Origin of the sequence: Pseudomonas aestuarii, from assembly GCF_027988105.1 — a bacterium.
Taxonomy (GTDB): Bacteria; Pseudomonadota; Gammaproteobacteria; order Pseudomonadales; family Pseudomonadaceae; genus Aquipseudomonas; species Aquipseudomonas aestuarii.
The window spans coordinates 107,485-123,315 of sequence record NZ_JAQJZJ010000005.1 but is presented as its reverse complement, the minus strand read 5'-3'; the positions used below and the strand labels follow the sequence as shown (position 1 = coordinate 123,315).

The 15,831-nt window shown below is 65.6% G+C and carries 13 protein-coding genes; 4 read left to right on the top strand and 9 right to left on the bottom strand.

The genetic code is table 11. The annotated features are described in order from the left end of the window. Positions 1-8: 8 nt before the first annotated feature. A complete protein-coding gene (locus tag PH586_RS12375) occupies positions 9-1,142 on the bottom strand; it encodes an aminotransferase class V-fold PLP-dependent enzyme (protein WP_271348066.1) in 1,134 nt (377 codons plus the stop codon). Positions 1,143-1,315: 173 nt separating this feature from the next. Here PH586_RS12375 and PH586_RS12370 point away from each other — a divergent pair, with 173 nt between their 5' ends. From PH586_RS12370 to PH586_RS12360, 3 genes are all read left to right on the top strand, one after another. Further along, positions 1,316-2,191: an AraC family transcriptional regulator gene (locus PH586_RS12370; RefSeq protein WP_271348065.1), complete on the top strand. Its 876-nt coding sequence runs from the start codon at positions 1,316-1,318 to the stop codon at positions 2,189-2,191. A 194-nt stretch (positions 2,192-2,385) separates the two neighbouring features. Further along, positions 2,386-5,019: a DEAD/DEAH box helicase gene (locus PH586_RS12365; RefSeq protein WP_271348334.1), complete on the top strand. Its 2,634-nt coding sequence runs from the start codon at positions 2,386-2,388 to the stop codon at positions 5,017-5,019. 144 nt (positions 5,020-5,163) lie between these two features. Beyond that, positions 5,164-6,240 (top strand): Lnb N-terminal periplasmic domain-containing protein, encoded by a 1,077-nt coding sequence (locus PH586_RS12360; protein ID WP_271348064.1) that lies wholly within the window; start codon positions 5,164-5,166, stop codon positions 6,238-6,240. A 129-nt stretch (positions 6,241-6,369) separates the two neighbouring features. Here PH586_RS12360 and PH586_RS12355 read toward each other — a convergent pair whose 3' ends face one another. Both PH586_RS12355 and PH586_RS12350 read right to left on the bottom strand, forming a co-directional pair. Continuing rightward, positions 6,370-6,873 carry a phosphate-starvation-inducible protein PsiE gene (locus PH586_RS12355; RefSeq protein ID WP_271348063.1) on the bottom strand — a complete coding sequence of 168 codons (504 nt, stop codon included), beginning with the start codon at positions 6,871-6,873 and terminating at the stop codon, positions 6,370-6,372. A gap of 168 nt (positions 6,874-7,041) precedes the next feature. Further along, the gene (locus tag PH586_RS12350; protein ID WP_271348062.1) at positions 7,042-7,509 is read right to left on the bottom strand and encodes an aminoacyl-tRNA deacylase; all 468 of its coding nucleotides are present in this window, start codon (positions 7,507-7,509) and stop codon (positions 7,042-7,044) included. A 271-nt stretch (positions 7,510-7,780) separates the two neighbouring features. Between PH586_RS12350 and PH586_RS12345 the strand changes: the two genes are divergently transcribed. Then, the gene (locus tag PH586_RS12345; protein ID WP_271348061.1) at positions 7,781-8,041 is read left to right on the top strand and encodes a YebG family protein; all 261 of its coding nucleotides are present in this window, start codon (positions 7,781-7,783) and stop codon (positions 8,039-8,041) included. A 338-nt stretch (positions 8,042-8,379) separates the two neighbouring features. On the opposite strand, the gene phaC is transcribed toward PH586_RS12345, so the two are convergent. The 6 genes from phaC to pdhA form a co-directional block, all read right to left on the bottom strand. Then, entirely contained in the window at positions 8,380-10,065 is a 1,686-nt protein-coding gene (gene phaC, locus PH586_RS12340; protein ID WP_271348060.1) for a class II poly(R)-hydroxyalkanoic acid synthase, read from the bottom strand. 122 nt (positions 10,066-10,187) lie between these two features. Then, the gene (locus PH586_RS12335) at positions 10,188-11,108 is read right to left on the bottom strand and encodes an alpha/beta fold hydrolase (protein ID WP_271348059.1); all 921 of its coding nucleotides are present in this window, start codon (positions 11,106-11,108) and stop codon (positions 10,188-10,190) included. A gap of 599 nt (positions 11,109-11,707) precedes the next feature. Continuing rightward, positions 11,708-12,328 carry a DUF1326 domain-containing protein gene (locus PH586_RS12330; protein ID WP_271348058.1) on the bottom strand — a complete coding sequence of 207 codons (621 nt, stop codon included), beginning with the start codon at positions 12,326-12,328 and terminating at the stop codon, positions 11,708-11,710. 154 nt (positions 12,329-12,482) lie between these two features. Beyond that, positions 12,483-13,592, bottom strand: a complete 1,110-nt coding sequence (locus PH586_RS12325; RefSeq protein WP_271348057.1) for a dihydrolipoamide acetyltransferase family protein — start codon at positions 13,590-13,592, stop codon at positions 12,483-12,485. A gap of 137 nt (positions 13,593-13,729) precedes the next feature. Continuing rightward, the gene (locus PH586_RS12320) at positions 13,730-14,716 is read right to left on the bottom strand and encodes an alpha-ketoacid dehydrogenase subunit beta (protein ID WP_271348056.1); all 987 of its coding nucleotides are present in this window, start codon (positions 14,714-14,716) and stop codon (positions 13,730-13,732) included. Beyond that, positions 14,709-15,806, bottom strand: coding sequence for a pyruvate dehydrogenase (acetyl-transferring) E1 component subunit alpha (pdhA, locus tag PH586_RS12315; protein WP_408636858.1), 1,098 nt, complete (start codon positions 15,804-15,806; stop codon positions 14,709-14,711). Before pdhA ends, PH586_RS12320 begins: the two co-directional genes overlap by 8 nt. Between the last annotated feature and the right edge of the window lie 25 nt (positions 15,807-15,831).

Here is a 15,831-nt window from a genome sequence, read left to right as displayed (position 1 = left end):
CCCGCCGCTCAGCCCTGGGCGATCTTGTCCAGCACCTGTTCCAGGGTGTCGACGCTGCGCTCGATGTGCGTCAGCTTGTCGAGGCCGAACAGGCCGATGCGGAAGGTCTGGAAGTCTGCCGGTTCGTCGCACTGCAGCGGCACCCCGGCGGCGATCTGCAGGCCTTGCACGGCGAACTTCTTGCCGCTCTTGATCTCGCCATCGTCGGTGTAGCAGACCACCACCCCGGGCGCCTGGAAGCCGGCCGCGGCGACGCTCTTGAAGCCCTTGCGGGTCAATAGCGCGCGCACCCGATCACCCAGTTCCTGCTGGCTCGCACGAATCTTGGCGAAGCCCAGGCCTTCGGTTTCCTGCATCACATCGCGAAAACGCGCCAGGGCATCGCACGGCATGGTGGCGTGGTAGGCATGGCCGCCCTGCTCGTAGGCCTGCATGATCTGCAGCCACTTCTTCAGGTCGCAGGCGAAACTGCTGCTCTGGGTCGCCTCGACCCGCTGCTGGGCCGCCTCGCTGAGCATCACCAGGGCACAGCAGGGGGAACCGCTCCAGCCCTTCTGCGGCGCACTGATCAGCACATCGATGCCGCACGCCTGCATGTCGACCCAGAGCGCCCCGGAGGCGATGCAGTCGAGGACGAACAGACCGCCGACAGCGTGCACGGCATCGGCGACGGCGCGCAGGTAGTCATCCGGCAGAATCATCCCCGAGGACGTCTCGACATGGGGGGCGAACACCACCTGCGGCTTTTCTGCCGCGATGCTCGCCAGCACTTCGGCAATCGGCGGCGGGGCGAAGGCGGCCTGGGCCCCGCTCTCGATCGGCCGGGCCTTGAGCACCAGAGCCTCGGCCGGAATATTGCCCATCTCGAGAATCTGCGACCAGCGATAGCTGAACCAGCCGTTGCGGATCACCAAGCACTTCTGCCCGGTGGCCAACTGACGCGCCACCGCCTCCATGCCGAAGGTGCCACTGCCGGGCACTATCGCCACCGCGTGGGCGTGGTAGACCTGCTTGAGCGTGCGCGAGATGTCGTTCATCACCTGCTGAAACAGTTGCGACATGTGGTTGAGGGAACGGTCGGTGTAGACCACCGAGTATTCGATCAAGCCATCGGGGTCGATATCCGGGTAGCGGTCTGACATGAGTGACTCCTGTGAGGATCAGGGCATTCACTCGACCCTGCCCGAAGCCTGGATAAATGACAAGACTGTCCGGCGCACGAGTTGCGGCACTTGCCTAAACTTGCGCTTTTCTCGCTGGCATAGCTGGCAGAGCGCCGCGACCGCGGTAGCATGGCGTGGCAGAGGAAATGCCCATGTCACAGCTCGAGCAAAGCCAGGTCTTCCAGTCCATGGCCAGTTCACCCAATTCCAGGCTGTTGCACAGCGCCGAGCTGGGCGATGGCCTGGCCGCGGCACTGTGGAGCAATTGCCACGATACCCGCGACTACCAGGCGCCGAGCCACCATACCTTGTCCTGCTACCTGGCCGGCGGCACCGGCACCTTTCGCCGCGAGCGCCCGGACAGCAAGGGCGCACCGGACAAGCTGTGCACCCTGCCGGCCGGGCATCAGTCGGCCTGGGTGATCAACGGCGAGATCAACCTGGTCCACCTGTATGTCAGCCAGGAGCAATTTGCCCTCGGCGCCTTGCGCCTGCTCGACCGCGAGCCGCGCGAACTGCAACTGCGCGAAGCCACCTTCCTCGACGACCCGCAGCAGGCCCAGCGCTTTCGCCAGCTGAGCCGCCTGAACTGGCTGGAGCCCAGCGAGCGCCTGCTGACCAGCAGCCTGGCCCACGAGCTGCTCAACCATGCCCTGCTGTTCCAGGTCGGCCGGCGCGATGGCCTGCGCCTGAGCGGAGGCCTGGCACCGGTGCAACGCCGGCGGCTGCGCGAGTACATCGAGGCGCATCTGGCCGAGCCGCTGAGCCTGGGTCAGCTGGCCGGGCTCTGTGCCTTGTCCGAGTACCATTTCGCGCGGATGTTTCACCTGAGCTTCGGCCTGCCGCCACACCGTTATCTGCTGGCGCGCCGCCTCGAACGCGCCCGGCAGCTGCTGCACGGCAGCCGCCTGCCGCTGGGCGAGATCGCCCTGGCCTGCGGCTTTGCCAGCGCCAGCCACTTCAGCAACCGCTTTCGCCAGGCCTTTGCCGCAACGCCAGGACAGTACCGCATGGCGCTCGGCGGCTAAGCGGTCGCCGCTTGCCAGGAGACGGCATACTGCTGCGCGACTGCCGACACGCTGGGTTGCTGCGTGTCGGCCGGCGCCGGGCAGATTGTGTAAGCGCCTGCTAATCCAGCGCCAGCTGTGCCAGAATCATTGGCTTTGCAGCCACCCGACACCGCCATGTCCAGACTCGCCCCCACTGCCGCTGATTTGCCATGATGGCCCTGGATGTTCTGCATCTGCGCCAGGCCGACTGGCGCCCGGCATTTCGCGCTGGGGACTTCAGTCGCGGGCTCGACTATGCCAAGCAGGGCCGCAGCACCCTGCTCAGTCTCAAGGGCGAGACCCTGCTGGCCAGCTGTCGCGGCTCGGGCGCGCAGACCTACCAGCAGCGCATCAACCTGCAGTCCTTCCCCCAGGGCTGGAGCGTCAACGGCCACTGCAGCTGCCCGGTGGGGTTCAACTGCAAGCACGTGGTCGCCGCCCTGCTGACCCTGGAACGCCAGCAACTGGCGGGTATCGATCTCAGCCCGCTGATAGACATCCCGGCCGATGTCGTCGAACAGCGCCTGGAGGGCATCGCGCCGCAACCCGTACTGATGCTCGGCAGCCACGTGCGGGTGCATTTCGATGCGCGCAAGGGCCGCATGCTCGAGCAGACCCAGCACCGCGCCGCCCTGGCCTTCGATTACCAGGGCCAGCTGGCCTACGGTAAACTGGCGAACGACCTGCTGGTGCGGCAGAGCCCGGGCCTGAGCCTGCGCATCATCCGCGATGCCGCCGCCGAGGCGGCACTGCGCCAGCGCCTGGAAGACGCCGGCCTGCAGCCCGCCCTGCGTCAGAGCGAGGCCCTGGCCGAACATCCCGGCGAACACTTCGAGTTGCCCGGCGAGGCGGCCTGGCTCGGTTTCGTCCAGCAGCAATTGCCGCTGCTGCGCGCGCAGGGTTGGCGGATCGAGCTGCAGCCGGAATTTCGCTACAACCTGGCGCAGGTCGACGACTGGTACGCGACAATCGAAGAAACGCCCGAACACGACTGGTTCGACCTGGAGCTGGGCATCGAAGTCGAAGGCCAGCGCATCAGCCTGCTGCCGATCCTGCTGCAGGCGATCCGCCACAAACCCTGGCTGCTCAATGGCGAGGCCCTGGCCCAGCGCCAGGATGAGGAAATACTGCTGGTCAACCTGCCGCAGAGCCACAAGCACATCGCCCTGCCTTTCGCTCGCCTCAAGCCCTTGCTGACCACCCTGGGCGAACTGTTTTTCCGCGAACCGGGCGAGTCCGGCCAGCGCTTGCGCCTGCCACGCGCCGACGCCGCACGCCTGAGCGAACTGGAACGAGGCCCGGCGCTGAACTGGCAGGGTGGCGAGCAGCTGCGCGGCTTTGCCCAGCGCCTGCAGGCGCACACCTTGCAGGAGGTCAACCCGCCAGCGGATTTGCAGGCCACCCTGCGCCCCTACCAACTGCATGGCCTGGCCTGGATGCAGGCACTTGGCGAACTGCAAATCGGCGGAGTACTGGCCGACGACATGGGCCTGGGCAAGACCCTGCAGACCCTGGCGCATATCCTCAGTGAGAAACAAGCCGGGCGCCTGGACCGACCAGCGCTGATCGTCATGCCCACCAGCCTGATTCCTAACTGGCAGGACGAAGCCGCACACTTCACCCCGCAGCTCAAGGTGCAGGCTCTGTACGGGGCCAAACGCCGCCCGCTGTTCCAGTTGATCGGCGAACACGACATCGTCCTGACCACCTATGCCCTATTGCCGCGCGACCTCAAGGCGCTGGCGGCGCAGCCGTATCACCTGCTGATTCTCGACGAAGCGCAGAACATCAAGAACCCGCGCAGCAAGGCCGCGCTGGCGGCCGGCCAACTGCAGGCACGCCAGCGCCTGTGCCTGACCGGCACCCCGCTGGAAAACCACCTGGGCGAACTCTGGTCGCTGTTCAATTTCCTCATGCCCGGCTGGCTCGGCGACAGCAAGAGCTTTGCCCGCGACTACCGCACCCCGATCGAGAAGCAGGCCAACCAGCAGCGCCTGGCGCACCTGCGCGGACGGATCAAGCCCTTCGTGCTGCGCCGCACCAAGGAACAGGTGGCGCGCGAGCTGCCGCCCAAGACCGAGGTGACCCACTGGGTCGAACTGAGCGCCGCCCAGCGCGACCGCTACGAAACCCTGCGCCTGGCGATGGACAAGAAGGTCCGCGATGAAGTCGCCCGCCAGGGTCTGGCCCGCAGCCAGATCGTCATCCTCGAAGCGCTGTTGCGCCTGCGCCAGGCCTGCTGCGATTTGCGCCTGCTCGGCGATGACGACGCGCAGCTGAAAAGCAGCGATTCGGGCAAGCTCGTCGCCTTGCTGGAGATGCTCGAAGAACTGGTCGAGGAAGGCCGCAAGGTGCTGCTGTTCTCCCAGTTCACCTCGATGCTGGCGCTGATCGAAACCGAACTGCAGGCACGCCGGATCGGCTACACCAAGCTCACCGGCAGCACCCAGGATCGGCGCACCCCGGTGCAGCAGTTCCAGGCCGGCGAGTTTCCGGTGTTCCTGATCAGCCTGAAAGCCGGCGGCGCCGGCCTCAACCTCACCGCTGCCGACACCGTGATCCACTTCGATCCCTGGTGGAACCCCGCCGCCGAAGCCCAGGCCAGCGACCGCGCCTACCGCATCGGCCAGGACAAGCCGGTGTTCGTCTACAAGCTGATCGCCCGCGGCAGTGTCGAAGAGAAGATCCAGCACCTGCAGCAGGCCAAGGCCAACCTGGCGCGCGGCCTGCTGGAAGGCGGCAGCCAGGCGCAGTGGCAGATGAGCGAAGACGACCTGGCGGCGCTGTTCGCCCCCTTGAGCGACTGAGCCCCACCGCGAATCCATGACATTCTCGGGCGGTCGCGGCGTGACCTGCGGCAGCGTTCCAGACTGACGAGAGCCCCCACGCACGACGCAGCCTGCACTCAGTTGTGCTATACGCCCGTCAACGCATCACCACGAGGCCCCGCCATGAGAACACCCCTGACCCGCTGCGCCATGGCGCTCGCTCGGCTACTGCTCGGTTTGCTGATCGCGCTGGGCGGTGGCTGGGGCGTGCTGATGATCCTCTATGCCGGGCCGCCGGACGCGCTGCTGCGCTACAGCCTGGCAGGCGCAGTGGCCGTCGTGTCGCTGGCCGCCCTGATTGCCCTGGGCCTGCGCCGCTGGCGCTGGCGTACCCTGGCGGTCTATCTGGTTCAGTTCGCCGGCCTGCTGGCCTGCTGGCACCGCCTCGAACCCTCCAACCAGCGCGACTGGCAGACGGACGTGGCGGTGTTGCCTTATGCGACCATCGAGGGCGACCTGGTTACCGTGCACAACATCCGCAACTTCGACTACCGCAGCGAGACCGACTTCACGCCGGCCTGGTACGACAAACGCTTCGACCTGGCCAAGCTGCAAGGGGTGGATCTGGTCGCGTCCTACTGGATGGGCCCGGCCATTGCCCACGTGTTTCTCAGCTTCGACTTTGGCGACGGCGATCACCTGGCCATGTCGATCGAGACGCGCAAGGAAAAGGGCGAGAGCTACTCCACCCTCAAGGGTTTCTTCCGCCAGTACGAGCTGTACTACGTGGTGGCCGACGAGCGCGACGTGATCCGGCTGCGCACCAACTACCGGCGCAACCCGCCCGAAGAGGTTTACCTCTACAAGCTGCGCGCCCCCATCGAGCAAGGTCGACAGTTGTTCCTGGAGTACATCGAGCGCATCAACGCATTGCATCAGCAACCCGAGTTCTACAACAGCCTGACCACCAACTGCACCACCGGCATGTGGCTGAACTCCCGGGTCAACCCGCAGCACCTAGCGCTCGACTGGCGAATAATTGCCAGCGGCTATGTACCGCAGCTGCTCTACAAACACGGCTTGCTCGACAGCGCCGGCTTGTCGTTCGCCGAGGTCAAGCGCCGCGCCCATATCAATGCCCGGGCGCAGGCCGCAGACGCTGCCGCGGATTTCTCCAGACGCATCCGCATGGACGAGCAAGCGAAGCCCGACGGCATGACCGAACGAGTGGCCGATGATCCCGCAGCTGCACAGCCCTAGCGCCGACTAGACCGACCCTTGCCCTGCCCGCTGGCCTCCACCGGCCGGCGTTGGTTCCGAGGGCGGATCGCCCATGGGTGCGGATCAGCGCGGAACAGCCCCAGGCATATGACAGCAGAGGACCGGCCCTCAACCATCGTCCTGGCCATCATCCTTCTCTGCCGCATTGTCGGCCGGGTTGTGGCGCATGCGCGGTCCATCGGTTTGCACCGAGGGGAACCGCGCGGAGGCATAGCGCACCACCAGAATTGCCAATGCCAGCAACAGAATCGCCCCGGAAATCAGCACCACGCCCATATCCGGGCGATGGTGGTGCGACACGTCGGAGATCAGCAAACGGGTCAGCGCGGTGATCGCCACATAGATCAGGAAACGGATCGGCATGTGGTTGGTCTTGAAGTAGATCCCGACCATCGCCCCCAGTTCGAGGTAGATGAACAGCAACAGGATGTCATCGACCGTGGTGTGGCCCTTGTCGACCATGTCGCTGAACGCCATCACCGCCGCCCAGGCAGTGGCCCCGCCAATGGCGAACAGAGCCAGGTAGTGGAAGCTCTCGACCAGCAGGTTGCCGAGCGATTCGGCCAGGCCATGCAGGTTTTCACGCAGGGTCTCGGCCCAATTCAATTTCAAGATGCAACTCCTCGGCAGTGGGCTCTCCAGCATGATCGGCCCCGCAGGTGACGGTTGGATTATGCAGGATGAGGGCCAGCCAGACGGCCGAGAAGCGCGCTGTGCGGCAATAAGCCACGCCCCGCGCAGCCGGGCACCGCCGCACAGCGCGGTGCCGCCCACCTCAGGCTATTCGCTGATAGGCCCGCACTGGGCGGTTGGCATGAGCTGGAGAAATTGTTCCGCACTCATATGCACCAGACCTTCATGATCGCCCGACTCGAAATACAGGTCCTGGAGCGCCGTCAGCGATTCGTCGATCAGGGTTTCCATCTCGAAGGCGCTGCCCACCGGCGGAATCGCACCGTTCGCGCAGTCGCTGAAACGCGCGACGATCTCGTTTTCCCGCGCCAGCCGCCAGTGGCGCTTGGTCAGTTTGCGCACCTTGTTGAGGTCGACCAAGTGAGTCGCCGGCACCACCGCCATCAGCCAGTGGCCCTGAAAGTCGTCGAGAATCACCGACTTGGCCACCAGATGCGGCGGCACACCGGCGCGCCGAGCCGCTTCCCGGGCGGTCATCGAGGGATCGTGTTGCAGCATGTCGTAGTGGGAGTGCTGCTCGGACAAGTAGTTTTGCAAACGGTTGGCCATGCTCATGATGCACCTCCTGACGTTGGCCCGAGAATCGACGCCAGCCCCCGCCTACCGCTGCAGCCCGCGCCTACCGGAGTAATCGACGCAGATTGTGCGAGCCTTCCCAGCCCCGTCTAGCATGCAAGAGGCGACTGTTCACTCTGTAAGTCTAGTGCATGGACAAACCTGTGATCGATGCACTAGCCAGGCTCAGTCGTCTGCTTTACACTGCGCCAGCACTGTATATATGAACAGTTTATTGCAACCCATTAGCGTGAAGGCGTAGAGGTGATGAATGGCCGTCGAAGTGGTGTACCGCAGCAGCCGGGATCTGGAGCGTTTATTCATGGATAAAGCCGAAGCCGACCGTCATGACAAAATGCTCGAACTGGCCGAGCTGCTCACCGACGTATTGCAGAAGGCCGTGCCTTCGCTGAACGAGCAGCAAGGCGAAGAGCTGGGTATCTTCATGGCCAAGAACCGCGAAGTATTCGCCAAGGCCTTCAAGAATCAACCGGACGCACTGAACGAGCTGGGTCAAGCCGCGGCCGAATAGCCACGGCTCTCGTCGTAGCAGCGGGCCATGCCCGCGAAGCTTTTATTAGCCAGCTTCGCGAGCATCGGTCTGGGCGGCCCCCCGCGCCTACCAATCAGCCAGACCAATAGGTCGCACTGCGTAACCCGGATGCAATCCGGGGAAATTCATCGTCCGCCATAGCGCTCCCGGATTACGCCAAGGCTCGCCTGGGCGAGCGTCGGGTCAACCCTGGAATGTCGCAGCTCAAGGGTGGCCCGGACCGTGCCGGCCAGGCTCACCGGTCCGGGCCTACAGGGCTTGGCCCGCCGTGGCTCGACCTACGCGGCCCGATTTAGCCGGATTCCCGAACAGTCCGCTTAACCCATATGCACATAGGTCCCCGGCGCGGCGTCCAGCGGCGGGTAGTCCTGGTTGCCGAGGGCCGTCAGGGTCTCGCGTTGCGCGCCGGAGCGGGCCTGAATCCACTCCAGCCATTGCGGCCACCAGCTGCCCTCGTGATTCTGCGCCTCGCTGTGCCAGGCGTGCGGGTCGACACTCAGGGTGGCGTGTTCCACGTAAGTGGCCTTGGGGTTGCCCGGCGGGTTGAGGATGGCCTGGATATGCCCGCTGTTGGACAGGATGAAGCGCTTGTCGCCGCCGAGCAGTTGGGCCGAGCGGTAGGCCGTGTCCCAGGGCGTGATGTGATCGTTGACCCCGGCCACGTGGAAGCTGTCGACCGTGACCTTCTTCAGGTCGATCGGCATACCGCAGACCTGCATGCCGCCGGCATGGCTCAGGGCATTGAGCCGGAAGAAGTCGAGGAAGTCGCCGTGCAGGGCGGCCGGCAGGCGGGTGTTGTCGTTGTTCCAGTAGAGAATGTCGAAGGCCGGCGGCTGCTTGCCGAGCAGGTAGTTGTTGACCCAGTAGTTCCAGATCAGGTCGTTGGGACGCATCCAGGCGAACACCCTGGCCATGTCGCGACCGTCCAGCACGCCCGCCTCGCAGGAGCGGCGCTTGGCCGCCGCCAGGGTCTGTTCGTCGACGAACAGCGCCGCGGGACTCTCCACTTGACTGTCCAGCAGGCTGACCATGTAGGTCGCGCTGGCGACCTTGCGCAACTGCCGCTTGGCCTGCAGATGGCCCTGCAAGACGGCCATGGTCAGGCCGCCGGCGCAGGCGCCCAGCAAGTTGACGTCCTTGCTGGCGGTAATCGCCCGACAGGCATCGATGGCCTCCTCGACCGCCTGTACATAATTCGACAGGCCCCACTCGCGGTGGCGAGCGTCCGGGTTACGCCAGCTCACCACGAACACCTGCAGGCCGTTCTTCAGGGCGTACTGGACGAAGCTCTTGCCCGGCGCCAGATCGAAGATGTAGTACTTGTTGATCTGCGGCGGCACGATCAGCAGCGGCCGCGCGTACTGCTGCTCGCTCATCGGCTTGTACTGGATCAGCTCGAGCAAGTCGTTGCGAAACACCACCGAGCCAGGGGTGATCGCCAGGTTGCGGCCAACCTCGAAGGCCTGCTTGCTCACCTGGCTGGGCATGCCGCCGTTGTGCAGCAGGTCGTCGACCAGGTGGCCGATGCCCTTGAGCAAACTGATGCCGCCGGAGTTGAACAGCTCCTTGAGCGCCAACGGGTTGAGCAGGCTGTTGGACGGCGCCAGGGCATCGCCGAGCTGGGCCAGGACGAAGCGCACGCGGGCTTGCTCGTCGGCCGGCAGATCGCTCTCGTCGACCCAGGCCGCGAGTTGCTGTTGCCAGACCAGATAAGCCTGCAAACCGCGGCGATAGAAGGGGTTGAGCTGCCAGGTGGGATCCTGGAAGCGGGCATCGCGGCTGTTGGGCGCGAGCACGGTGTCGCCACGCAGCACGCGCCCCAGTTGCCGGCCGAGGGCCAGGGCATGACGACTACTATGGATCGGCTGCTTGATGCCCTGCGCAGCCAGGGTTCGTAGAGTGGACAACAGGTTACGGCCGCGCAAGCCGCCCAGGGCGCTTTGCCCGGCATTGGCAAAGGACGCGGGTACGGGCAAGGCGCCCGACGCAGGTTTGTCTCGCATGGAAAATCATCCTTCGGTCATTCCGCTATGGAGTCGAACGGCAAGGGCTGAGCGCCAGACGCGGCTGGATACTTCCGCACTACCGCGCCAGGCCTCAACCCGCAGACAGGTACCGCCAGGGCTCAGCCGGCGACGCGCTGCGCAGGCCTGGAGCCAGCGGCGGTATAACGCTGGCCATCCAGTAGCGGCGCGGACGTCGCCATGGCTGGCACAGCGGTCGCCGGCTGGAGGAACCCGAGCAGGGCCTGGCGGGTGTCGTGCCAGGCCGTCTTGTGCTCCATATCGAGGAAGTGTCCGGCATCGGCGATGGTGCGGAACTGGCACTGGCGGACATGCTCGGCAAACAGCCGGGCATCGGCCGCGGTGGTGTATTCGTCGCGCTCGCCGTTGACGAACAGCAGCGGGATCTCGATGGCTTTGGCGCAGTCGAGGTAGCACTGAGCCTCCTCGGCCAGCACCTCGCGGACATGGAAATGCATCTGCAGGTATTCGTGTTCGGCCAGGCTGCTGATATGCCGCTGATTGAAGCGCTTCAACAGCGGCGGTAGGTGCTTGCCGATGGTGCCGTTGATCAGGCGACCGACATTATCGCGGTCACCGGCCAGGAGCAGGTTGACACCTCGCTCCAGGTAATCGCGCATCGGCTGGTTGACCCGCGCGGCGAACGAGCTGATCACCGCCCTCTCGATCCCCCGTGGCCGCTGGGCCAGGGCCAGCAACGTGGCCGCACCGCCCCAGGAGAAGGACAGCACCTGGTTGGCGCGAAAGTGCTCGATGAGTTCCAGGAGTATCTCGGCTTCGTCTTCCTTGCGAATCGGTCGATCGTGGCAATTGTGCGCTTTCGACTGGCCGGCATAGGGCTGATCGTAGAGCAGCACATTGAAGCGTGGCTGCAGGTAACGCACCGTCTGCGCGAAGAACGCGGTGGTTGCCAGTGAGCCGTTGACCAGAATGATGGTCTTGTCGGCCGCAGGGTTGCGGTAATGCTCCGTGTGGATTTGGTACTTCCCGTGAATTTCAACGATGGCAGTTTCCGGCCTCATATCGTGATCCTCATGGCACAGATTGGGCGCTGCTGACAGTCTGTGCACTGTGCGCAGGGCCATGGCGTGGGCAATAAAAAACACCTGTACCCGAGACTTGAGCAAGTCCCGGGCAGCCCAATAAATGACTTGTTTACTTTCACTTAGTTGCAGTGGTTTATCGGATCGATTCCGCGTACCACGGCCGGGGGATCCTCCCCGCTTCAGCCAAGGCGCACTTCACCGCACAGATAGACAACGCGGACGCCCTGGATGCTCGACCTGACCTCATGGTCACCCGTCGATCAGGACTCAGAGTTTAAGCAGGCGATTCACGGGGGTGCAACAGCCCGGGCGGCCTATTCCGACGAGCGTCGGCGCCGTCAGGCGGACGCCTGAATTGAATGGCACGGCGCGGCTGCCCGGTACTGATCACAGACTGCTGATGGCGCCGCCAGCGCCGGCACCAGGGCCTGGAGAAACGCACCGCCGCGCCAGCGGTGACCACGCGATGGTCGCAGGTCAGCGACAGCGGCAGGCTCGGGTGCTCCCAATAGCGGGTTGGCCCCGGGCTGCCAAGCTTCGATTTGCGCCCATGTCGCCGTGGTGATTCGGCCCTGTCAACCGATGCAGCCCTGCTCGCTGAACCTGACCCGGGCCACCGCACCGTACTTGTTCGCGTAGTGCGCCAGCAACTGGTCGTCGCGCCACCACCAGCGCCGGGCGTTGGTCATCAGGCCGTGCTTGTATTCGATGCCGTGGGGCAGGTCGAGGGTCGGGCGGATCACGCTGCCATCCGGATAGCTGAGCAATTCGCTTTGCGCCTCGGCGAAGCCCTCGATAGCGACCCGCCCCTGGCCGTCGGCGAACTCGAACTCGATCGGCGCCACCTTGGTCGGCAGCCACTGGCTGACCAGTTGCGCACCGAACAGATCGAAGATCCCGCCGCCGGCCTTGCCGGTCCCGATCGCCTCCAGGGCCGCGCGCTGTTCGGGGCTCGCACGGCTGTCGATGTAGGCGCAGGCCTGGCCATTGCCTTCCTCAACTGCCCCTGGGAAGCTGTAGTAGAGGGCGAAGCGCAGGCCATCCAGGCTGACCCGAGCGAACTGCCCGTTGATGATGTTCCAGGCACCCCAACCCATGCAGCGCCCTTCGGTCGGCCGCGCATTGAAGTTGCACGGACAACCCCAATCGCAGTTGCAGGCGGTGAAGTAATCCGCCTCGAAATTCCACTGAGTCATCTTGCCTCCTCTCGCCATGGCGCGAGATACACGACAAGGACGCCTCGCCTTCCCGGATCAGGCGCCTTGCCCGAACCGCACCGCCGACTGTCGCCCTGCGCGCTGGGAGCGGTCCGCATAGCCCCTCGAACAAGTATAGGAAGGCTCGACGCATTCAGCCCTCGGCCTGCTCCAGCGCCTGCACCAGGGCCTTGAGAAAGCGCGCCGCCTCGCCACCGGTGACCGCGCGATGATCGAAGGTCAGCGACAGCGGCAGGATCGGGTGCACCACGACCTTGCCGTCCACCGCCACCGGCTCATCGCGAATGCCGCCGGCACCAATGATCGCCACCTGCGGCGGCACCACCACCGGGTTGGCATAGCGGCCGAACAGGGTGCCGAAGTTCGACAGGGTCAGGGTCGCGCCCATCATTTCCCGGGGCGGAATCGAACGCGACTTGACGTCTGCACGCAGCCGATCGATGCCTTGCTTCAGGTCCTCGGCCGAGCGCGCGCCGACATCGCGCAGCACCGGCACGAACAGACCCTCGGCGGTGTCCACGGCGATACCCAGGTCGAGTTGCGCATGCTGTTTGATCGACAGGTTCTTGCCGTCGAACCAGCTGTTGAGCACCGGCTCGACTTCGCAGGCGGCGGCGATGGCCCTGGCCAGGCGTACCAGCGGATCACGCGCCTGGGCCCAGCGGTGCAGGTCGGCGTCACCGGCGATGAACACCGGCACCACCTCGGCATGGGCCCGGGCCATGTTGATCGCCATGCTGCGCCGCACGCCACGCAGCTTGTCGCCACCAAATTTGTCGCGAGCACTCTGGGTGGCGGCCTCTACATCAGTGCGGGTGATCAGGCCGTCCGCCCCTGAGCCGCTCAGGCTGCTCAGGTCGACGCCCAGGCGGCGCGCCAGCTGACGCACCGCCGGGGTCGCACGAGGCGCCAGGTGTTCGCGGCTCGAGGGCGCCGCGCCGACGCAGAAGCTGTCGGCCTGCTCCTCGCCGCCGCCTTCCAGGCGGCCGACCACGGTGCCGCTGTCGGCCTCGCCTTCATAGCCCAGCAGGGGTTCGCCGACATGCAGGATGTCGCCTTCGCTGCCGAAGGTCTTGGCCACCACGCCGTCGTAGGGCGCGGGGATGTCGACCAGGGCCTTGGCGGTTTCCACCGAGACCAGCAACTGGTCGGCCTTGACCTGGTCGCCGGCCTTGACGTGCCACTCGACGATCTCGGCGTCCTGCAGGCCCTCGCCAAGGTCGGGCAGTTTGAAGTATTTCATCTCCACTCTCCCGTTTCAGTTCCCCGTAGGAGCGGGGGCTGACGCCTAGTTCCATGCCCGCGATCCGCCACCCGCATCGCAGGCATGGAACTAGGCGTCGCCTCCGCGCCTAGATGAGCAGCAGTCATACACCCGATTCAGGCGTAGTCCAGTACCGTCTCGCAGGCGGCGAGGATGTCCTCGACCCCGGGCATGTACAACTGTTCCAGACGGTACAGCGGCGGCGGAATGTCCGGCGCGGTGACCCGCTGGATCGGCGCCTGCAGGTCGAGCAAGACGCGCTCGTAGAGGCTGGCGGCGATCTCCGCGCCCACCGCGCAACTCTTCGGCGCCTCGTGCACGATCACGCAGCGCCCGGTCTTGCGCACTGAGGCTTCGAGGGTGTCCAGATCCAGCGGCTTGACGCAGGCGACGTCGATTACCTCGGCGGACACCCCGCGCTCCTGCAGTTGCGCGGCCGCTTGCAGGGTCTCGTGAACGCTGGCGCCCCAACTGATCAGGGTCAGGTCGCTGCCCTCGCGCAGGGTGAAACAGCTGTCCAGCGGCAGGCGCTTGCCGTCGTCCTGCAGAACCTGCGGGTTCATCCGGTACAGACGGGTGGGCTCGAGGAAGATCACCGGATCGGGGTCATCGATGGCCGCCAGCAACAGGCCATAGGCCCGCGCCGGCGACGAGGGGATGACCACGCGCAGGCCGGGAATCTGCGCGAACAGCGCCTCGGTGCTCTCGCTATGGTGCTCGGGGGCTCGGATGCCGGCGCCCATCGGCGTGCGCAGCACCATCGGGCAGCTCAGGCGACCGCGGGTGCGGTTGCGCATCCGACTGGCATGCGACACCAGCTGATCCAGCGCCGGGTAGATGAAGCCCATGAACTGGATTTCCATCACCGGCTTGAGCCCCTGCGCAGCCATGCCAACCGCCAGGCCGGCGATCATGGTCTCGGCCAGCGGGGTGTCGATCACCCGCTTGAAGCCGAAGGCCTCGCGCAGGCCGGCGGTGGCGCGGAACACTCCGCCATTGACGCCGACATCCTCGCCGAGCACCACCACGTTGTCGTCCTCGGTCATCGCCCGGTGCAGGGCGAGGTTGACCGCCTCGAGCAGGCTGATCTTTTCATTACTCATGGTCACTGCCCTCCCCGCGCCGGGCGGCGCGCTCGAGGAACTGTTCGCGCTGCTCGGCCAGCGCCGCAGGCCACTGCGCATAGACGTAATCGAAGACGCTTTCGAGGGGCTGGTTGCCGGCCGCCTCGAAGGCCTCGACCGCCTGCTGCACCTGGGCCTGGCACTCGCCGATCAGGACCTGCTCGCGGCCTTCGTCCCACACGCCCTGGGCGGCGAGGAAGGTCTGCAGGCGCTTGATCGGTTCTTCCTGCCAGGCCTGCTTAAGCTCTTCGGCGCTGCGGTAGCGGGTCGCATCGTCGGCGGTGGTGTGGTCGCCGAGGCGGTAGCTGAGGCATTCCAGCAACACCGGCCCCTTGCCATGGCGGGCGCGTTCCAGGGCAATTTGCATGCGGTCATACACGGCGATGATGTCATTGCCGTCGACCTGTTCACCATGGAAGCCGGCGCCGGTCGCCTTCTGCGCCAGGGTCGGCGCGCCGCACTGGATGCGCCGCGGCACCGAGATCGCCCACTGGTTGTTGTTGACCACGAAGACCACCGGCAACTGCCAGGCACCGGCGACATTGAGCGCCTCGAGGAAGTCGCCCTTGCTGGTGGCACCATCGCCGCAAGTGGTGACGGCCACCCGGTGCTCACCGCGAATCTTCATCGCCGTGGCCACCCCGCAGGCATGCAGGGCCTGGGTGGCGATCGGCACGCACAGCGGAAAATCCTGCGCCGCCGCCGGATCGGCGAAGGCGCTGCCGCGCTCGTCGCCGCCCCAGTAGAGCAGGATCTCCTCCATCTTCACCCCGCGCATGACCTGCGCGGCGGTGTCGCGGTAGTAGGGCACCAGCACATCATCCGCCCGCATCAGGGCGCCGATGGCCACGCTGATCGCTTCCTGGCCCACCGTCGGCGCGTAGGTGCCGATGCGCCCGGTGCGCTGCAGGGCGACCGCCTTCTGGTCGAACACACGGGCCAGGACCATCTGCCGGTACAGCCGGCAGAGCAGGTCGAAGTCATCGGCCCAGGCCGGCAGATCGGCCAGCAGACGGCCATCCGCGGCGAGATAGCGGGTGAAGGGCAGATCGGGGTTGAGTGGGTTCATGGGCAAGTCCTCGCACCTTGTGAGT